Annotated in this window: 16 protein-coding genes; 10 read left to right on the top strand and 6 right to left on the bottom strand. The window is 36.9% G+C overall.

Features of this window, described 5'->3' with window-relative positions:
- Nucleotides 1-42: 42 nt before the first annotated feature.
- The 3 genes from GFO_RS10155 to GFO_RS10145 form a co-directional block, all read right to left on the bottom strand.
- Nucleotides 43-585, bottom strand: coding sequence for an ORF6N domain-containing protein (locus GFO_RS10155; protein ID WP_229664733.1), 543 nt, complete (start codon nucleotides 583-585; stop codon nucleotides 43-45).
- 454 nt (nucleotides 586-1039) lie between these two features.
- Nucleotides 1040-2383 (bottom strand): DEAD/DEAH box helicase, encoded by a 1344-nt coding sequence (locus GFO_RS10150; protein WP_041250090.1) that lies wholly within the window; start codon nucleotides 2381-2383, stop codon nucleotides 1040-1042.
- 119 nt (nucleotides 2384-2502) lie between these two features.
- Complete coding sequence (locus GFO_RS10145; RefSeq protein ID WP_148264614.1) at nucleotides 2503-3381, bottom strand: aldose 1-epimerase family protein; 879 nt, start codon at nucleotides 3379-3381, stop codon at nucleotides 2503-2505.
- A 191-nt stretch (nucleotides 3382-3572) separates the two neighbouring features.
- On the opposite strand from GFO_RS10145, the gene GFO_RS10140 reads away from it, so the two are divergent.
- The 7 genes from GFO_RS10140 (at nucleotide 3573) to GFO_RS10110 (ending at nucleotide 13579) form a co-directional block, all read left to right on the top strand.
- Nucleotides 3573-4109, top strand: a complete 537-nt coding sequence (locus GFO_RS10140; RefSeq protein ID WP_011710023.1) for an NADPH-dependent FMN reductase — start codon at nucleotides 3573-3575, stop codon at nucleotides 4107-4109.
- Nucleotides 4110-5402: an aminodeoxychorismate synthase component I gene (gene pabB, locus GFO_RS10135; protein WP_011710022.1), complete on the top strand. Its 1293-nt coding sequence runs from the start codon at nucleotides 4110-4112 to the stop codon at nucleotides 5400-5402.
- Between the two features lie 72 nt (nucleotides 5403-5474).
- Nucleotides 5475-6788, top strand: coding sequence for a tRNA lysidine(34) synthetase TilS (gene tilS, locus GFO_RS10130; RefSeq protein ID WP_011710021.1), 1314 nt, complete (start codon nucleotides 5475-5477; stop codon nucleotides 6786-6788).
- Nucleotides 6789-7142: 354 nt separating this feature from the next.
- Nucleotides 7143-8993, top strand: a complete 1851-nt coding sequence (locus GFO_RS10125; protein WP_011710020.1) for a CocE/NonD family hydrolase — start codon at nucleotides 7143-7145, stop codon at nucleotides 8991-8993.
- A 78-nt stretch (nucleotides 8994-9071) separates the two neighbouring features.
- Nucleotides 9072-10892: a DUF885 domain-containing protein gene (locus GFO_RS10120; RefSeq protein ID WP_011710019.1), complete on the top strand. Its 1821-nt coding sequence runs from the start codon at nucleotides 9072-9074 to the stop codon at nucleotides 10890-10892.
- Between the two features lie 2 nt (nucleotides 10893-10894).
- On the top strand, nucleotides 10895-11893 hold the full coding sequence (locus GFO_RS10115) for an aldose epimerase family protein (RefSeq protein ID WP_011710018.1): 999 nt from the start codon (nucleotides 10895-10897) through the stop codon (nucleotides 11891-11893).
- A 36-nt stretch (nucleotides 11894-11929) separates the two neighbouring features.
- Nucleotides 11930-13579, top strand: coding sequence for a solute:sodium symporter family transporter (locus GFO_RS10110; RefSeq protein ID WP_011710017.1), 1650 nt, complete (start codon nucleotides 11930-11932; stop codon nucleotides 13577-13579).
- Nucleotides 13580-13659: 80 nt separating this feature from the next.
- Here GFO_RS10110 and GFO_RS10105 read toward each other — a convergent pair whose 3' ends face one another.
- The 3 genes from GFO_RS10105 to galK are packed head-to-tail and all read right to left on the bottom strand — an operon-like array spanning nucleotide 13660 to nucleotide 16949.
- Nucleotides 13660-14673 (bottom strand): LacI family DNA-binding transcriptional regulator, encoded by a 1014-nt coding sequence (locus GFO_RS10105; protein ID WP_011710016.1) that lies wholly within the window; start codon nucleotides 14671-14673, stop codon nucleotides 13660-13662.
- 14 nt (nucleotides 14674-14687) lie between these two features.
- Complete coding sequence (locus GFO_RS10100; protein WP_011710015.1) at nucleotides 14688-15725, bottom strand: UDP-glucose--hexose-1-phosphate uridylyltransferase; 1038 nt, start codon at nucleotides 15723-15725, stop codon at nucleotides 14688-14690.
- A 3-nt stretch (nucleotides 15726-15728) separates the two neighbouring features.
- Nucleotides 15729-16949, bottom strand: coding sequence for a galactokinase (gene galK / locus GFO_RS10095; protein ID WP_011710014.1), 1221 nt, complete (start codon nucleotides 16947-16949; stop codon nucleotides 15729-15731).
- Nucleotides 16950-17003: 54 nt separating this feature from the next.
- On the opposite strand from galK, the gene GFO_RS10090 reads away from it, so the two are divergent.
- From GFO_RS10090 to GFO_RS10080, 3 genes are all read left to right on the top strand, one after another.
- A complete protein-coding gene (locus tag GFO_RS10090; protein WP_011710013.1) occupies nucleotides 17004-17708 on the top strand; it encodes an NUDIX hydrolase in 705 nt (234 codons plus the stop codon).
- Nucleotides 17709-17785: 77 nt separating this feature from the next.
- The gene (locus GFO_RS10085; protein WP_011710012.1) at nucleotides 17786-18685 is read left to right on the top strand and encodes a hydroxypyruvate isomerase family protein; all 900 of its coding nucleotides are present in this window, start codon (nucleotides 17786-17788) and stop codon (nucleotides 18683-18685) included.
- 17 nt (nucleotides 18686-18702) lie between these two features.
- Nucleotides 18703-21285: a glycoside hydrolase family 5 protein gene (locus GFO_RS10080; RefSeq protein WP_049792105.1), complete on the top strand. Its 2583-nt coding sequence runs from the start codon at nucleotides 18703-18705 to the stop codon at nucleotides 21283-21285.
- The last annotated feature ends 30 nt before the right edge of the window (nucleotides 21286-21315 follow it).

The following is a 21315-nucleotide window of genomic DNA, read 5'->3' as shown; positions in this document are numbered from 1 at the left end:
CGGGGAAATCACCGGCAACAAATGTGGCCGTGGCATTAGATACTATTTTTTATAGCCTATTTGCTTGCGGGGCTCTGAGTCTTTTTTCTTTTTAATGAGTTCGTCCAAATAGCTAAACACCAGTTCAATATTCTTGCCGTGGTTTGATAGTTTCTTTTTGATCTGCTCGATCTCTAATTTCAGGCTCAGGTGATCCACAAGCACTTCACGAATTTTGGTAAAAACACGAATAATTTGGATATTTACCTTGATGGCAGTGGGGCTATTCAACACGCTCGACAACATAGCAACTCCCTGTTCCGTAAATGCCATTGGTGCATATCGAGTCCCGCCCCATCTTGAGGTGCCAAATTGACTCCTCAAGTTATTGATTTCCTCTTCGTTCAGTTCAAACATAAAATCATCCGGGAAGCGTTCTATATTCCTGCGAACCTGTCTTTTTAGGTGCTTCGTCTCTACCTGATAAAGTTCAGCTAAGTCCCTATCCAACATCACTTTTTGATCCCTAATCAAATAAATTTTACTGCTAATGATTTCCTCTGGTATGCTAATATCTTTACCCATAAATGATAGTTCTGATTTCAAATATAATTACTTGATTCCATACATTTTCAGTTAAGTTAATCTACTGATAATATTTATTAAAATATTCTTCCTATAAATTATCGAGGTCATTCACAAAATAATTTTATGTATAAATGCCTACCTATAAAATTTATAGCTTTTATATCATTACATTCACTACATTTAAAAGTTAATTCTAAATACTAGAAATCATGGCAAAAGAAAAATCGCCTTCAAAGAATTCGGCTAAAAAAGAGCCGGTATTGAGTTTAAAAGAAAAGAGAGCTGCGAAAGCGGCTAAGAAGAAAAATAGAAGTTAAGTCGGATACTATTTAATTTTTCGTCAAGCTGAACTTGTTTCAGCTTCTCATTATACATAGAAATAAAGTAGAGATCCTGAAACAGGTTCAGGATGACGTATTTTAAGGAAAAGGTCATATTAAACCAAAAAGGAGCGCTTTTGCACTCCTTTTTTCTATTTCTTCCTTCTACGATTGGCGTTCTTATCACCCCGCGTTTTTGGTTTTTTATATTTTTGAGCAATCTCTCTTCTATAGGAACCGCCAAGATTTACCTTCTTATTTTTATCTTTTTTCTCATGAAAAGCAGGACCGGCTTCTTCAGTGACATTATGAGGATTATTGATTTCAATTGCCCTTGGTTTTTCTTCGGGGATCAATTCAGTAGCGATTTCTACTTCTTCCGGAAGATCATATTTAGGAACTTCAGTTTGCATTAATTCTTCAATAGCATCCAGATATTCCTGTTCCGCTTCCGTAGTAAATAACAACGACTGACCTTTTTTCTCGGCACGTCCAGTTCTACCAATCCTATGCATATAATTTTCAGGATATTGTGGGGTATCAAAATTCACCACATGAGAAACATTCTCTATATCCAGACCGCGGGCCATCACATCTGTAGCAATTAAAATCCGGGATAATCCTTCATCAAAATCACCCACGCTTTTTAATCTGTAATTCTGACTTTTTCCGGTATGTACAAGGCTTGTGTCGCCGGGAAATTCTTCACCAAGATTTTCATATAACCTGTCTGCAATCCGTTTATCTCCAATAAATATAAGCACCTTCTGATAGGTTTCCGTATCTGCGAGCAGGTGTTTCAGTAAATTCGCTTTCGTATAGAAATTCGGAATTTTATATCCTCGCTGGTCTATGTTTTCCAATGGAGTACCGCTTACGGCTACAGAGATCTTTTCCGGAGCTTTAAAATTGGTATCGATCATTTCCTCAACCGTTTCTGTCATGGTAGCCGAAAACATGATACTCTGCCTGTTTTTAGGAAGTAGTTCGATGATATTATTTACCTGAAATTTGAATCCGAGATCCAACATCACATCCACTTCATCAATCACAAATTTCTGGATAGACTTTAATTGAACAGCTCTTCTAAGCACAAGATCGTACAACCTTCTTGGAGTGGCTACCACAATATCGAGTCCCTGCATTAAATCCTGATGTTGCGTATTGATATTTACTCCACCATAGACTCCGGCAACTCTAAGATTGATATACTTTGCCAGTTTTTCGATCTCTTCAACTACCTGAACCACTAGTTCCCTGGTGGGAACCATGATAAGAATACGTGGATTCTTCTGTTCCGAATATTTAAGCATTCTTAATAATGGCAAAAGATAGGCGAAGGTTTTTCCTGTTCCCGTTTGTGCAATTCCAACCACATCTCTTCCAGACATGATAGAGGAGAATGCCTGTTCCTGAATTGGCGTTGGAGTCTGAAAATTCAGATCTTCCAGAGCATTGCGTAAGGGAGTATTTAAATTTAGGTCCTGAAAACTCAAAGTGTGAAGTTTTATTTTCTGCAAAGGTACGTTATGAAACTCAAAGTCTTACCTGCTTTTGTTAAGTAAACTAAATCGGGGCAAGCTCAGCTCATTTAAATCTCGATTATCGAGTAGAATTATTCGATGCTTATCGTATAGCCTGCGTTGAATTCATCTGCGGTGGTTAGTTCAATAATTCCTTCCTTATTTGTAAGGTTTTGATCGGTTCCTTCAATATCGGCAATTCCCAGCCAGGGTTCAATACATACATAGGGAGCACCGGGTTTTGCCCAGATTCCAAGATTTTTGAAATCTTCATATTTCACCGATAAAATTTTTCCACATTTCGCACTTACTAGATCCACCTTTTTAGACTTGATATTCTTGAAGATCAAGGCATCTTTATTAAAAATATCTTCAGTAAGTCTTATTTGATGTTCATTATCGAGAATCCCTTTAGTCCTGGAAGTTACGAGGCCTTGGTCATTAAGCAGATAAGTGCTTAAATCCATTTCCTGATCAAAAACCAGCGAATAATCTTCGATCTTCTCATTTTCAAAAAGCTGAATATTAAGGGCTGGATGTCCGCCTAAAGAGAAATAGATCGGTTTTTCGTCGAGATTGATAATATGATGATTTACCTCCAGGGATTTTTTATTCAGGGTAAAAGCAATTTTAAAATCGAATTTGAAGGGATACATTTTTAAAGTTTCATCAGAATATAACAGTTCAAAGACGAGCTGATTTTCTGATTTTTCTTTTAGTCGAATATTCTCATTGTGCCGAATGAATCCATGTTTTGGCATTTCATATTCTTTATTCTCAAAATGATATTTCCCATTTTGTAGTACACCGATCACGGGAAATAGGTTAGGTGCATGGCTTCCCCAAATTTCAGGATTGGCCTGCCATATATATTCTTTATGATTCTCTTTATTTAGAATACTGCAGAGTTCAGCACCGGTTTCTTTTACAGTAATTTTCAGGAATTCATTTTCAATAGTGTGTTTCTTCAAAACTGTCAATTTTTATTGAATATCCGTAAAGATTCTTAGAAATAAAAACAAGTTTAAAATTTCATATCGAGCGCAGTCGAGATACTTTTGTCTATTCTTCGACTGCACTCAGGATAACAAAACCACAAAAAGTCGGAAAAGACTAATATCCCTACTTATTTATTTTCGGTATTTTAGGCGAAAATAACCGAATGAAAAAAGTTTTAGCCTTCGCCGGCTCTAATAGCAGTACCTCTATCAACCAGCAATTATTAGATCATGTAGTTGATAGAATCCAGAGTCACGAGATTAAAATAATCAAACTAACCGATTACCCGTTACCTATTTTTAGTGAGGATATTGAAAAAAATGAAGGTTATCCCATCCACGCCACGATTATAAAGAATTTGATAGCTGAAAGTGATGCTTTAATTATTGCTGTAAATGAACATAATGGTGGTCCCTCAGCTTTTTTTAAAAACATAATTGACTGGCTTTCCAGGGTGAACAGGAATTTTCTGGAGCATAAAAAGATCCTTTTGATAAGTACTTCTCCCGGAAAACGAGGAGCTAGTTCCTCGCTGGAATACACGAAAAATATCTTCGGAAGATTTGGTGGGGAAGTGATAGAAAGCTTTAGTCTGCCATCTTTTAAGGACAATTTTCAGGATAGGAAAGTGACAAATGAAGTGCTGGATATGGGAATTGAAGAAGTGCTTACTACCTTTGCACATCAAATTGAAAATTAAGTGCGTACTTCCAGAATTTTTTCAGTTAAAGATCCTAAAAAGTTAAAAGAGCAGTTATTATCATGGAGCAGGCAGTTCAAGGAAATTGCCTGGCTGGATAGTAATGAATACGATTCCAAAACCGGAGAATATGAAGCTATTCTGGCAGTTGAAGCCTTCACGGCTATAAAGACCGACTATGTAAATGCTTTTGATAAACTTAAGGAATACCAGGAAACCACTGCCGACTGGATATTTGGCTATTTGAGCTATGATCTTAAAAATGATGTGGAAAATCTGAAATCTTCAAATTACGACGGACTACACTTTCCTGATCTTTACTTTTTTCAGCCGCAAAAACTGGTGTTTATAAAACAGGGTAAGATAGAGTTTCATTATTTACGAATGGTAGATGATGAAATTGAAGATGATCTTTATGATATTCAGAATTTTAAGGTTGAATCTGACTCTAAAAATATACCCGTAAAAGTGGAGGCCAGGATTTCCAAAGAAGAATACCTTGACAAGATAAGGTTGATGCTGAATCATATTCATCGCGGTGATATTTATGAAGCCAATTTCTGCCAGGAATTTTATGCTGAAAATGTAGAAATAGATGCTTTCAATATTTACAAATCTCTCAATGAGATTTCGAGTCCGCCGTTTGCAGCTTATCTGAAACTTGAAAATTTCAATCTTATTTCAGCTTCGCCCGAAAGGTATTTAAGAAAACGCGGCCAGGCATTACTATCTCAACCTATCAAAGGAACAGCCCGAAGAGCAGATAATATCGAAGAAGATCGTAAAATAGCCTTAGAATTAGCCGATGATCCCAAAGAACAATCTGAAAATGTGATGATCGTGGATCTTGTGAGAAATGACCTTTCAAGGATCGCTAGGAAAGGCAGTGTTAAAGTAGAGGAGCTTTGCAAAGTGTATGCCTTTAAACAAGTGCATCAGTTGATTTCCAGCGTTACTGCTGAGATTGCAGACGACATTCCGCCGGTAGAAGCTTTAAGGACCAGTTTTCCCATGGGAAGCATGACCGGTGCCCCTAAAATTTCGGCAATGAAGATCATTGAGAAACTGGAAGAATCTAAACGCGGACTGTATAGTGGCGCGGTTGGTTATTTTACCCCCAATGGAGATTTCGATTTTAACGTGGTTATACGCAGTATTATCTATAATTCAGAAAACAACTATTTGTCATTTTCAGTAGGCGGTGCGATCACTGCAAAATCTGATCCTGAAAAAGAATATGAGGAATGTTTGCTGAAAGCCAGGGCTATGCGTAAGGTACTTACCAATTTATAAAAGATTTCAGGGTTTAAAAATCTTTTATCTCTGGGGAATATTTAGGATAGGCATTTGTATCTTTGGGAAACAATGGAAAAAACCTTCAAGAATCTTGTTAAGACTGACTATCCTTATTTATGCGGAAGTAAGTTATTGCTTGCGGTAAGCGGAGGAGTTGACAGCGTGGTGCTGGCTCATTTATGTCTTTCGGCGAAACTGGATTTTACCATTGCTCACTGTAATTTTAATTTAAGAGGTGATGAAAGCGATGACGATGAAAAGTTTGTAGTAGATCTGGCTGATTTTCTTGAGGTTGAGGTGTACACCGAAAGTTTTAATACGCTTAAATTTGCTGAGAATAATAAAATATCTGTGCAAATGGCCGCCCGTGAACTCAGGTATGAATGGTTTGCTGAACTTAGTAATTCTGTTCAATTTGATTATACCCTCACGGCACATCATGCCAATGATAACCTTGAAACTTTCCTGATCAATCTTATCCGCGGAACCGGACCAGAAGGATTAACCGGTATAAAAAAAGAGAAAAATGAGATCGTTAGACCTTTACTTCCCTTTACCAGATCTGAAATTGAAGATTTCGCCAGGAAAAAGAATCTTAAATGGCGCGAAGACAGCAGTAATGCTTCAGATAAATATATGCGGAATAAGATTAGGCATCAGATAGTCCCTGTAATGGAGGAATTAAACCCTCAATTACTCGATGTTTTTTCAAGGACTCAGGAGCACCTTCAGGAGGGCCTGGACCTGGTAGAAGATTATATAAGTCTTTTATATCCAAAATTGGTGCAAAAAGACAAGTTTGGTTATGCTATAAATATTGAATTCCTTAAAAAAGTCCCGAACCAGAAACAGATCCTTTACCAGCTTCTTAAGTCCTTTGGTTTTACCGAGTGGAATGATGTTTATGATCTTATGGACGCCCAATCTGGTAAAATGGTGCTTTCAGATTCACATAGGCTCATTAAAGACAGGAAAAAGTTGTTGCTTACAGAACATTACGAAAAATCTGGTAATAATGAATATAATCTTTGTAAAGAAGAAGACCTGGTGATGATCCCTGGAATGGGGACTTTTCATATACACAAGGTTGAAAAAATAAGTAAAATTTCAGCAAGCTGTATTTATGTTCCGGAACGAAAACTGGATTTTCCATTGACCATCAGGAAATGGAAAAAAGGTGATTTCTTTTATCCCTTCGGAATGAATGGCAAAAAGAAACTAAGTGATTTCTTTAAAGATGAAAAATTCTCGTTGCCAGAAAAAGAACATACCTGGATCCTGTGCTCGGGGAAAGAGATAGTTTGGATCATTAACCATCGTGCCGATAATCGCTTTGCTGTAGAAAAATCAGATACTAAGATCCTGAAGATCTGTATTACTTAAATTCTAGTAATTATAGACCCTGAAACAAGTTCAGGGCGACGATCGTTGTTTTAGTTTGGAGATTTGAAATTGAAGGTTTCGTCATGCTGAACTCGTTTCAGCTTAATCTGTGGTGTGTGGCTGTCATTTCGACGAAGCACGGCGAAGGAGAAATCTCCTATTTTGATCTCAATTCTAAATGAGATCTCTCCTGTTGGTCGAGATGACAAATTCGACAAAAATTAGTGCATTCGTGGCATTTGATATTTAGTTGTTTCAGATCTATATACTGAAGAATTGAGCTTTAACCTTTATTTTCCTTTAGGTTTAAAAGGCGAATTTCTATCTTTAGGGACTTTAAAAAAAATCTGATAAATGAAAATCTTCAAATGCCCTCTGTTTTCAATACTTCTGCTGTTTGTGATGAATCCGGTTTTAGCCCAGTCGGAAACTGAATATGATGTAAAAACAAACTATAATAAGATGGAAGTGGACATCCCGATGCGGGATGGTGTAAAACTTCACACCACTATCTACACTCCAAAAGATACTTCACAGGAATACCCAATATTAATGCAGAGAACTCCATATAGTTCAAGGCCTTATGGAGAAGATCAGTTTAGGTCTAAAATTGGTCCTAACGAGATCATGATGAAAGAAGGGAATATCATTGTGTACCAGGATGTTCGTGGAAGATGGATGAGCGAGGGGAGTTATGATAACATGCGGGCTTATATTCCGAATAAAAAAGGAAAAGAGTTTGATGAAGCCAGTGATACCTATGATACGATAGAATGGCTAATCAATAATGTGGAGAATAATAATGGAAAAGTTGGAACCTGGGGAATTTCTTATCCGGGATTTTATGCAACCTATTCTTTACTGAGTGGACACCCGGCATTAAAAGCGGCTTCTCCACAGGCTAGTATCGGGGACTTCTTTTTTGATGATTTTCATCATAATGGAGCTTACCTTTTAAGTTACTGGAGAGCAACCGCAGTATTTGGATATCAAAAAGATAAACCAACAGATTCGGCCTGGTATGATTTCCCGAAATTAGGAACTGAAGATCAGTATCAATTTTTTATGGATGAAGGTCCGCTGAGTAATCTGGACAAGTATTACAAAGAAGACAATGAGTTCTGGCAACAATTGAAAGACCATCCCAATTATGATGAATTCTGGCAAAAACGAGGGATCGTTCAGCATATGAAGGATATTAAACCTGCTGTGATGATCGTAGGAGGATTATTTGACGCGGAAGATCTTTACGGCCCATTTGCCCTCTATAAAAGTATAGAAGAGAATAGTGATAACTACAATAGCATCGTTTTTGGACCCTGGAGTCATGGCGATTGGGCAAGAGAATCTGGTAGACAAGGTGTTGGGAATGTATATTTTGGTGATAGTATTTCTTCTCACTTTCAGAGGGATTATGAAACCGAATTTTTCAATCATTTTCTTAAGAAGAAAACTAAAGATATGCTAAGACTTCCGGAAGCACATATCTATGATACCGGCCTTAGACAATGGAATGATTATGCCGAATGGCCTCCGAAGAATACAACTTCAAAAACCTGGTATTTAGGGGATAACCAGGAATTTACGCAAACTCCAACCCAAAATAAAGAGGAGTTTGTAAGTGATCCTGAAAAGCCTGTTTCTTATAACAATGAAATAAAGATGGTATTTACTCCGCGTGAGTATATGACCGGCGATCAGCGTTTTGCTGCACGAAGACCTGACGTGCTGGTTTTTGAGACCGAAGTGCTGGAAGAAGACATGAAAATTTCAGGCCCGATTCAAGCGATGTTAAAAGTAGCAACTACAGGAACCGCCGCAGACTGGATTGTAAAAGTGGTGGACGTTTACCCTTCAGATGCAGAAAATTATGAGGAAACTATGCCTCATCTCAAAATGAGCAATTATCATATGATGGTAAGAAGCGAAGTGATGCGTGGAAGATTTAGAGATAGTTTTGAAGATCCGAAAGCTTTTGAAGCTAACAAAAAGACCGATGTAAATATCAAATTGCAGGGAATTAATCATACGTTTAAGAAGGGACATAAGCTGCAGGTGCAAATTCAGAGTACATGGTTCCCGTTGATTGATAGAAATCCGCAGACTTATGTAGATAATATTTTTGAAGCTGAAAAAGAAGATTTTCAGAAACAGACTCATACGGTTTATGGAGATTCAGCGATTAAATTTTCAGTAGTAAAATAAGATTAATAGGCTTTTAATGCATAGGTGAATACAAAAACATTCATTTGTAGAATGCTAAGCAATTAAAATGATAGTTAGATGAAATTGAATAATATATATATCCTCTTTCTTGGACTTTTCATTATTTCCTGTGGAAATGATCAAAAAGAGGGGAGTTATTCCGCAGAAGAAATGGAGAAAACTTCAAACGAACTGAATACTTATTTTGATAAAGAATTTCAAAAGGAAGTTGAAGAGTCTCCTATGATGCAGACTCGTTTTGGAATGAAAACCGATTATGGTAAATGGGATGATTTTTCTAATCTTAAATATGCCGAAGATCTTGAACAGGCCAAAGAACGCCTGGACTATCTTGATAAAGTAAATGTCGAAGCTTTAGACGACGAGACTAAATTAAGTTATGAGCTTTATCGAAGAGGGGTGAAAAATGAAATTGATGATTATAAATATCGGTTTTATGATTACCCTGTAAACCAAATGCACGGGTATCATGCAGAATTACCTGCATTTTTAATTAATATGCACCGCATAGATTCCATCCCAGATGCGAAGGCCTATATCTCGAGACTGGTTGGCATGGAAAAAGTGATGGGTGATATTATTGAACAACTTAAATTAAGGGAGCAGAATGGGATTGTACCTCCAAAATTTGTTTTCGATAGAACCTTAGATGCCTCCAGAAATATCATTAAAGGAAAGCCGTTTACGAAATCGGCTGAAGCAAGTACTTTAATGGAAGACTTTAATGCTAAGGTTGAAAAGCTCGATATCACAAAAGAACAAAAAACCGGACTCATCAGTGAAGCCGAAACTGCTTTGGTAGATCATGTTCAACCCGCATATAAAAACCTTGTAGAGTTTCTGGCCAATCAACAGCAGAGGGCTACAGAGGAGGCTGGAGTATGGAAATTTCCCAAGGGTGATGAATTCTACAACAACGCATTACAAAGGGTTACAACTACAAACCTTTCAGCAGATGAGATCCATGAGATCGGGTTGAGCGAAGTAGCGAGAATTCATGGGGAAATGGAAAAAATCATGGAAGAAGTTGCTTTTGAAGGCTCCCTGCAGGATTTCTTTGAATTTATGAAAACCGATGAACAGTTTTATTATGAAAATACTGACGAAGGCAAAGCGGCATACCTAAAGGAAGCTAAGAATGTTATTAATGGGATGAAGGCTAAACTTCCTGAACTCTTTAATACGATGCCGGAAGCAGATATCGTGGTTAAAGCGGTAGAGCCTTTCCGGGAAAAAAGTGCCGGAAAAGCATTTTATCAGCAACCAGCAATTGATGGCTCCAGACCTGGGACTTATTATGCAAACCTGTATGATATGAAAGCAATGCCAAAATATGAAATGGAAGCACTGGCTTATCACGAAGGGATTCCCGGTCATCACATGCAAATCGCCATTGCTCAGGAACTGGATAGTATACCAGAATTCAGAAAGTTCAGCTTTTTTACCGCTTATGTGGAAGGCTGGGGACTGTATAGCGAATATATTCCAAAAGAAGTGGGTTTTTATAAAGATCCATATTCAGATTTTGGAAGATTGGCCATGGAGCTATGGAGATCCTGTAGATTGGTAGTAGATACCGGAATCCATTCAAAAAAATGGACAAGGCAGGAAGGGATAGATTATTATAAAAAGAATACTCCCGCAGCTGAAAGTGCTTGTGTGAAAATGGTAGAAAGACATATTGTAATGCCGGGACAGGCAACAGCTTATAAGATTGGGATGAATAAGATTCTGGATCTTAGAGAAAAAGCAAAGAAACAGCTGGAGGATAAATTTGATATTAAAGAATTTCATGATGTCGTTCTAACAGACGGAGCTTTACCACTTACAATCCTGGAGTCTAGAGTAGATTCCTGGGTGAAATCAAAAAATAAATAATTTTGAGCGAGATCCAAAAATCTGATCTTAAGGTAATAGACCTTATCAATTCAAATAAATCCCGACTACAGATCCTGAATTACGGTGCAACTATCTTCAGTTTTAAGATGCATGATAAAAATGCAGATCTTATAGATCTGGTTGTTGGGCCAAGGCAGCCCGAAGATTATTTAACTACGGAGTATCGCGAGGAAAATAAATGTTTTGGAGCTACTATTGGAAGATTTGCCGGAAGAATTTCTGAAGGAAAATTTAAAATTGATGAAGATGAATATGAACTAGATCAAAAGAAAGAAGGGGTTCATTTACATGGAGGAGAGTCTGGGTTTCAGTATAAATTATGGGAAGTTGAGAGGCAAACAGAAGGAGAAAATCCTTCTGTAACTTTATCTTATACTAGTGAACATTTAGAGGAAGGATATCCTGGAAGACTTCAGGTTAAAGCGAAGTATACCCTTACTGAAAATGATGAAATAAAAATTTCCTATTCTGCCAAGAGCGATAAAGCTACAATTGTAAATATTACCAACCATTCTTATTTTAATCTGAATGGAGGCGGAAGCGTAAGTGATCATTTTATGCAGGTAAATGCATCCAAGATCTTAGAGCTGGATGAGAAGAACTTACCAACCGGAAACCTTACCAAGCTAAAAGAGAATCCTAAAGATTATAGAGAGAATAAACTTTTAGGCAATAGGGAGCTTGATGACGTATATGTATTGGATGTTATGGAAAATGAAGTACATGCACAATTATTTTCATCGTTAAGCGGTATTAAGATGAAATTGAGTAGTAATCAGTCAGTTTTAGTTATTTATTCACCAGAAGCTTTACCAGATTCCTGGACGTATTTAAGTCCTATAGATAACAAGTATCCCGCTGTGGCCATGGAGGCTCAAAATTATCCTGATGCGCCAAATTTCAGAAATTTCCCTTCAAGTTTGCTAAAGCCCGGTGAATTGTATGAAAACAACATCACTTTTACTTTTTCTGTAAAATAATAATTCTATATTTAAACGAAATTTTAAGAAATCATTATGATTGGAATTCTATCCTTTGTAGGTTTTACTGCCCTTGTTGCTATAATAGCTTATTTTGCAACTAGAAAAACTGATGAATCCACTAGTGACGGTTATTTCTTAGGAGGTAGAAGTTTAACTGCAGGGGTAATTGCGGGTTCCTTATTACTTACCAATCTATCTACAGAGCAAATTGTAGGATTAAATGGGAGCTCTTATGCCAACGGACTTTCAGTTATGGCATGGGAAACCTTGGCGGCAATAGCAATTGTTGTTACAGCCATTTTTCTTTTACCAAGATATCTAAAAGGAGGCCTCACCACGGTGCCTCAATTCCTGGCAGAACGATATGATGTGACTACTAAAACATTGACATCAGCATTATTTCTTACAGGTTATGTAGTGGTTCTTTTGCCAATTATTCTTTATTCAGGATCTGTAGCCATAAGTGGGATGTTTGACGTTCCTACCTTATTAGGCGTTTCTGATGATGCAGCCATTAAAATTTGTGTTTGGGGTATAGGTATTATAGGATCTATTTACGCTGTATTTGGAGGCTTAAAAGCCGTAGCAGTTTCTGATAGTATTAATGCTATTGGATTATTGATCGGGGGAATTTTAGTCCCGGTTTTCGGTTTGATCATTATTGGTGATGGAGCATTTTTTGAAGGTGTCACAACGCTGATGGAATCTAATCCTGAGAAATTCCAGTCTATGGGAGACGAGACCAGCCCCGTACCTTTTCATACTTTATTTACAGGAATGATGCTTGTACAGTTATTCTACTGGGGTACAAATCAGCAAATCATACAAAGGGCACTCGCAGCTAAGAATTTAAAGGAAGGTCAAAAAGGATTAATGCTTGCATCTTTCATTAAAATTTTAGGGCCACTTATCGTAGTGCTACCAGGTATTATTGCATTTCATATTTTCGGCGCCGATCTGGAAAACGGGGATGAAGCTTACCCATTACTGGTTAATAGGGTGCTTCCTGGATACCTGATAGGTTTTTTTGCAGCGGTAATTTTTGGAGCGATCCTGAGTTCATTCAATAGTGTTTTAAATAGTTCTGTTACTTTATTCGGAATAGATATTTACAAGCAGCATATAAATAAGGATGCAAACGAAAAGACCATTGTAAAATATGGTAAAATGTTCGGGATTTTTCTGGCGATAGCGGCAATGTTCATAGCACCATTTATTGCAGATGCTGGTAGTTTGTTTGAATATTTACAGGAAGTTAACGGTATTTACAGTATTCCTATCCTAACCATTATTGTAGTGGGTTATTTAACGAAATATGTTCCTGCAATTGCTGCCAAAATCGGACTTATATCTGGTTCTCTACTATATATTATTAGTCAGTTTGGACTTAAACCATACCTTATATCTAATGCTCTTGAGCATGCAAATGCTAGTGGAATCACTGATGTTGCAGAGTTAGCGGCAATAGAAGCAAGTGCATATCCTCACTTTCTGGATGTTATGGCGATATTATTTGCTTTGAACGTTGTGATAATGCTTGTTATAGGTAAGATATGGCCAAGAGAAACTCCATACTTACAGGAGCACACCAAACAGGTGGATATTACGCCATGGAGATTTGTTAAGCCTGTAGGTATTGCAATTGTGGTTATAGTTATAGGAGTTTATGCTTATTTTGCTTAAGCTCTTTTTAAAAAATCTCTAAGCTTTTTAAGACTACAAAAGTGCTTAGAGGTGTATCATACTTCTGAATAGTTTATTTCTTAGAAATTTCTTCTGGTAGAATCACGGTGTATAATGGAGGTTTCCAATGTATAATTGCTGAACTTTTCAGAAAGTTTTCCCTCTATTCGATCTACCATAGTTTCCAGTGCTAATTTGCCCTGATCCTGCGCATGCTGATCTACAGTGCTTAAAGAAGGGCGAAAGTGTTTGCTCATGGTACCATTGGTGAAGCCAATTACAGAAAGATCTTTGGGGATTTTATAACCTGCATCTAATGCACTTTTCATTACCAGTATCGCTCCCAGTTCATCTGAAGCCAATACGCTGTCAATTTCTTTTCTGGAAATAAGGCCTACCAGTTTTTTTTCTGGAAATTTTTCGGGATCAAAACTGATGACCTTCTCTTTGATATCCAGGTTTTTAAGGGCAGCCAGATACCCCTGTTTTCTTTCATTACTTACACTGGTATTTGATATACCTGAAAAGAAAGCTATTTTTTTACACCCTGAGTTGTATAGCTCCATGGTAGCCAATTCAGCCTGGAGCGAATCGTTAATTTGTATTTTATCACAAGAGATTTGATCCAAAACCCTGTCAAAAAGAACCAGCGGAACTTTATGATTGAAAAGAGTTTTAATATGATCTATATCCATTTTTGCCTGAGTTTCCTTTGAAAGAGACATGATAAGGCCATCTACCTGCCCGTTGATAAGCGTTTTAATACTTTCGGCTTCTTTTTGAATAGATTCGTTAGAAATACAAATAATAATACGATAGCCAAGCTCACTAGCCTTGGTTTCAATTCCATGAAGGGCTTCCGCGAAAAAATGAGGAAGAATTGCAGGAATAATAACCCCAATGGTCTTGGTATGGCTTGTTTTTAGATTTTGTGCCAGGACATTAGGAACATAATAGTTCAAATCTGCAAGTTCCTTTACCTTTTTACGAGTTTGAGGGCTTATCTCCGGACTATCATTTAAAGCTTTTGAAACCGTGCTAATTGAAACATTCAACTGTTTCGCGAGCTCTTTTAGAGTTACCTTTTTTTCCATCCCTTTATTTAAAATTATTTAGAATAATGCACAGGAGATAGCTCATTTAGCCTTTTTGCTGCTTGTTCTGCAGTAATATCTCGTTGTGGTCCCGCAAACATCTCGTAGCCCACCATAAATTTCTTAACCGTTGCCGAACGTAATAATGGGGGATAGAAACTCATGTGAAAATGCCATTCGGGATAGTCTTTTCCATCGGTTGGAATTTGGTGTATTCCGGAAGAATAAGGGAATGATGTTTCAAAGAGATTATCATATTTTATGGTAAGCTTTTTTAGAATTTCAGCATAGGCTTTTTCTTCTTCAGAATTTAATTGACCAATATGCTGAAGATGCCTTTTGGGAATGATCATCGCTTCAAATGGCCATACTGCCCAATATGGGATAAGGGCTACAAAATGCTCATTTTCTTCGAGAATTCTTTCATCTGCATCCAGTTCCTGTTTCAGATAATCTGAAAGCAGACTTTTTTTATTTTGATCCCAATATTCCTTGAATTTCACCGATTTCTTTAGTACTTCAGTGGGCACAGAGGACTGAGACCAAATCTGGCCGTGCGGATGAGGATTGCTACATCCCATGATCGCTCCCTTATTCTCGAATATCTGAACATAATTAATATTCTCTACAGCCCCCAATTCTTTATATTCCTTTTTCCACATTTTTACCACCCTGGTAATATCTTCAACTTCCATAAGCGGTAGGGTAAGCGAATGATCTGGAGAGAAGCATACAACTTTACAAATACCTTTTTCACTTTCGGCTTTTAATAATCCATCCTGAAAATCGATCTCCGGAGCGTCTGGCAGCAAGGAAGAAAAGTCGTTGATAAAAGAATACGGTTCCTTATAATCTGGGTTGGTGTCACCACTGGCACGTGTGTTTCCAGGACATAAATAACAGGAAGCGTCGTGAGTTTCTTTTTTTATAACTTTGGTTTCTTCGGTTTTACCCTGCCACGGCCTTTTTGTTCTATGTGGTGAAACCAGGATCCATTCTCCCGTTAAAATATTATATCTCCTATGTGGTGTATTATTCAGTTCAGTTTTCATTACTTATTTTTTAAAAATTTTAGTGCCTTCATCGGGATGAACGCTTATAGCATCTAATTTTATATTGAATTTATTGAAATATGCTGAAGACACCTCTTCGATATAATCATCGATTTTGTCTTTTTCAATAAGGTTGATTGTACAGCCTCCAAAGCCGCCACCCATCATTCTGGATCCATAGATAAACTCTTTATCTCTTGAATAGTCCACTAGAAAGTCCAGTTCCGGGCAACTAACTTCATAATTATGTTGAAGGCCTTCATGCGAAGAATACATTAAATCCCCGAAACTTTTTAAACTACCAGATTTTAATGTTTTTACAGCAGAGAGCACACGTTCATTCTCTTTTAAGACATAAAGGCATCTTTCGTACATTTTCCCGGTGAGTTGATCTTTAAATCGATTTAGTATCTCAAAGCTGAGGTCCCTAACCGATTTTATTTCCGGCATTTCTTTCTGTATAATAGCCACAGCAGCTTCACATTCTTCTCTTCGTGAATTATAATCGCTATCTGCCAGATTATGAGAAACATTGGTGTTTAACAGCAGTAGTTTGCAATCTTTAAAGTCGGCAGGAATAAATTCTGATTTCAGGCTTCTGCAGTCTAACAATATAATATGGTCTTCTTTGCTCATTACAGAGGAATACTGATCCATAATTCCGCAATTGGAGCCTACAAATTCATTTTCTGCCTTCTGAGATAATTTTACGATGTCCAGCTTATCGAGGCCAAGATCAAAGAGTTCATTAAGTCCACTTGCAATTCCACATTCCAAAGCGGCAGAAGAACTAATGCCGGCACCCACAGGAAGCCTGCTTTCTATTAAACAGTCAAAACCTTCCAGTTTGGAACTATGATATTGAAGTTCTTTTACCACACCTAAAATATAGTTTTCCCAGTCAGACCCTTTTTCAAAGGCTTTATCTAATTGAAATTCAAATCCCGTATTAAAAGTTTCGCTATAAATACGACAGAAATTTTCTGTATGATTTTTTTGAAATTTGAGTATAATCTTTTTATCGATAGCTGTCGGCAGGACAAAGCCTTCATTGTAATCTGTATGCTCCCCAATTAGATTGATACGTCCTGGTGATTCTACAACAACTTCCGATTTAAAATTGTCAAAAACATTTGGTTTTTCCTTAAAAGATCTAATGCTGCTCAACACGTTATTTTTTAATTTAATATCTTCAAATATAATAAACGTATAAAATACATTCATTATTATTTCAATAAAATTTTAGATTATCTATCTTTATCAAAATTAAAACTGAGAATGACTCAAGATAACAGTGATCTCTATCAGGTTAAAGAGAAAATGTATGTAGCGACCGACTGTATTATATTCGGATTCCACGAAGGAAAGTTGAAGCTGCTGGTATTCAAAAGGCGGGTAGAGCCATTAAAAGGGGAATGGTCTTTAATTGGAAGCTTTGTTCGCTTAGATGAAGATTTGGACGTTGCAGGACAAAGAGTTTTAAGTGAAATTACCGGGCTTGAAAATGTATTTATGCAACAGCTAAAAAGCTATGGAAAAAAGGATAGGGATCCCGGATATCGCTGTATTTCGGTGGCTCAATATGCTCTTATAAGAATAGACGAATATGATGAAAAACTAGTGGAAGAGCATGGCGCACACTGGTATGAAATAGATCTGTTACCTACATTAATATTAGATCATAATGAAATGGTACAGGATGCTTTGCTACAGCTAAAACAAAATGCAAGATACAAACCGATTGGTTTTGAGCTGTTGCCTGAAAAGTTCACCATTCCACAACTACAAAACCTATACGAAACTATTTATCAGCGTGAACTTGACGCAAGGAATTTCAGAAAAAAAGTTTTGTCGCTCAATGTTTTAGAAAAGTTGGAGGAAAAAGATAAAACTACCAGTAAAAGGGGAGCGTTCCTCTATAAATTCAATTACAAGAATTATCAGAAACTTTTAAAGTCCGGTTATAATTTTGAAATAGCTTAATCTGGCGTGAGAAATAATTTTTCTGAATAATAATTGTAATATTTACATTTATTATTAATTTTAGAAAAATAAATTTTATGGCAGACAAGATCAATAGGCGGAAATTACTAAAAAACCTGGGGCTTGGCGCAGGATTGCTAAGTTTTACAGGAGTTTCAGGTGTGTTTGCTTCCAATTTGGAACAAAAAAATAAATCTTCTGAAAAGATTTTTGGCTCCGGAAAAATAAATCATGCGGTATGCCGGTGGTGTTACCAGGATATTCCACTTCAGAAATTTGCCAAAGCTTGTGCAGCAATGGGAATCCAGGCGATTGATCTTTTAAAGCCATCTGAATGGGATATTGTTGAAAAAGAAGGACTTGAATGTTCTATGGCGACCGACGATTTTGCCAGTATCACAGAAGGTTTTAATGATCTGACGAACCATGCGCAGCTTCAGGAAAAATATAAAGGTCTTATAAGAAAAGCTTCGGAACATAACATAAAAAATGTGATCTGTTTTTCGGGAAACCGAAACGGAATGGATGATAAAACCGGAATTATAAACTGCGTAAAAGGCCTTACGCCGTTATTGGATTATGCAGAAAGCATGAACGTAAATCTGGTAATGGAATTACTTAATAGTAAAGTAGACCATCCAGATTATATGTGTGATCACACCGCATGGGGTGTTAATCTAGCTAAAGCTCTGGATAAACCAAATTTCAAATTATTGTATGATATCTACCATATGCAGATCATGGAAGGCGATGTGATTAGAACTATCAGAGAAAATCACGAATATATAAATCATTATCATACAGGCGGAAACCCCGGGAGAAATGAAATTAATGACTCACAGGAGCTTTATTATCCTGCAATAATGCGAGCAATTCACGCAACAGGGTTTGATGGATTTGTAGCCCAGGAATTTATTCCGACTTATGATGATAAACTTGCCGCACTTAGAGAAGGAATAGAAATCTGCGATATATAATTAGAAAAATTTTGAAGATGAAAAACCTAAAAGTGAATTTTAGATACTTATTTATTGCTTTTCTATTCTTTTCTTCAGGAATGATAGCCCAGAATGATGCTAAAGAAGATGTGTATGTAGATGAAGAAGGAATTATGCGATGGGGTGGAAGTAATGAGGAAGTTTATGGCTTTGGGGTGAACTACTCGGTGCCATTTGCCCATGCGTATCGTTCTGCAGAAAAGAAAGGACTGGATATCAAGGCTGAAATAGATAAGGATATTTATCATTTTTCAAGGTTGGGTTTTGATTTATATCGTTTGCATGTCTGGGATACCGAGATTAGCGATACTGAAGGAAATCTTATTGAAAACGAACATTTAGAAACTTTTGATTACTTATTGAATGAATTAAAGAAGCGAAATATCAATTTTGTGATCACACCTATAGCTTACTGGGGAAATGGCTGGCCGGAGCCGGATGAAGATACTCCGGGATTTTCCAATAAATATGGTAAAGAAGGAAGCTTAACAAATCCTGAAGCGATTAAAGCTCAACAGAATTATTTGGCTCAATTTCTTAATCATGTAAATCCTTATACGGGTGTGGCTTATAAGAGCGAGCCCAATCTAATCGCTTTTGAGGTTAGTAATGAACCACATCACAGGGGTACTCCGGAAGAAGTGAAGTCATTTATCAATAGAATGGTTTCGGCAATGCGTAAAAGCGGAACTGAGAAGCCCATTTTTTATAATGTAAGCCATAGCATTCAGCTTGCTGAAACTTATTTTACTTCAAATATTGATGGAGGAACTTTCCAGTGGTATCCAACCGGCCTTGGATTTCAGAAAGAATTAGAAGGGAATTTATTGCCAAATGTAAATGATTATAATATTCCATTTAATGATGTAATCGAAAAGAATAATAAAACGAAGCTGGTATATGAATTTGATGCGGCAGACGTGAACAAGTCTTATATGTATCCGGCGATGGCCAGAAGTTTCAGGGAGGCCGGAATCCAGATCGCTACCCACTTTGCGTATGATCCAACTTTTTTAGCCTATGCGAATACCGAGTATAACACGCATTATATGAACCTGAATTATACTCCGCATAAAGCCCTGGCCCTCATGATCGCTTCGGAGATCTTTCACGAAGTTCCAATGCGAAAAGATTTGGGAACCTATCCTGAAAGCCTTGAATTTGGAGATTTTAAGATCAGTTATGAGGGAGATGTAGCGTCATATAATTCAGGTGAAACTTTTATTTATACTAATACCAATACCATAAAACCGAAGAATATTTCTGAATTAAAGAAAATTGCCGGCCATGGCAGTTCGGAAATCATAAAATATCAAGGGAAAGGAGCTTATTTTCTGGATAAGCTGGAAGACGGAGTCTGGAGGTTGGAAGTAATGCCAGATCCTATTCTTATCAGGAATCCATTTGGGAGTAATAGTCTTGAAAAAACGGTTTCGGTAATTAGCTGGAAGGAGAATACGATGGAATTGAAATTGAATGATTTAGGTGAAAATTTTAAGATTTCTGGGCTAAATAAAGGAAATAATGTTTCTATGGAATCTGAAGGGCAAAAGTTTAAAGTTTCTCCTGGAACTTATTTAATTAAATCTGGCGGAAAAGATTTCGATATCGCTGACTATCAGCATGAATTAAATTTCGATCCTAAAGCATTTAAAGCCAAAGAAAGCACCGTAGATAAAACTTATTTAGTTCATGAAGCAACCAATATAGCAACGGCTGGCAGTGAACTGAAAATAGAAGCAACTGTGGTTTCAAATAACAAAGTGGAAAAAGTGGAAGCCTGGTTCCAAAATGGAAGTACTTACGAGTCTGTTGAATTAAAAGCAGCCAATAATTATGATTACTCCGCTAAAGTTCCAGAAAATCTTTTAAAGAACGGATTTTTGGAATATCGAATTATTGTTTCTACAGAGGAAAATAAAACTACTTTTCCGGGTGGGGTAGCGGGAAGTCCTGAAAACTGGGATTTTTATTCAGAAAAGCAATTCCAAACAAAAATTTTGAATGAAGACACTTCAATTAATCTTTTTAATGCCGCCAAAGATTCAGATAAAATGGTGATCAATTGGTCTCCGAAAAACAATCTGGTACCGATTAATGAAAATGAAGCTGAATTCCAGGTTGTTATTGATAGTTTATTTAAAGAAGATGTAGAGAATACCAATGCCGAGCCTATTTATGATTATTCTTTCAGATATAATTTTCAGGAAAAACTAGGAAGTAGATCAATTTTAGATAAACAGAAATTAGTGCTTACCGGAAGATCCCTTGGCGAAAATTCAGAAAAAGTGATGATTGCTTTGGTAATGGATAATGGCGCTTCCTTCGGGAAAATGATTCAATTAACCAATGAAATTCAGGATATAGAGATCAATATAGAAGATTTAAAACCGGTGAAAACAGTTACGTTACCAAGACCATATCCGGGATTTTTGCCTTATTATTTTGATCATTCTTATTCGGGTAAGCTGAAAATGGAAAACGTGGAAAGTATTCAATTTTCTATTGGTCCTGGAATAGAAAAGGATAAACTTCAGAAACCACATTCAGTTGGAATTAGAAGTGTAAGGTTGGAATAATTTCAATGATTAATAAACAACAGTAACCAA

Source organism: Christiangramia forsetii KT0803, assembly GCF_000060345.1.
Taxonomy (GTDB): Bacteria; Bacteroidota; Bacteroidia; order Flavobacteriales; family Flavobacteriaceae; genus Christiangramia; species Christiangramia forsetii.
The sequence above is the reverse complement of the archived record's forward strand: the minus strand, read 5'-3'. Positions and strand labels throughout refer to the sequence as shown.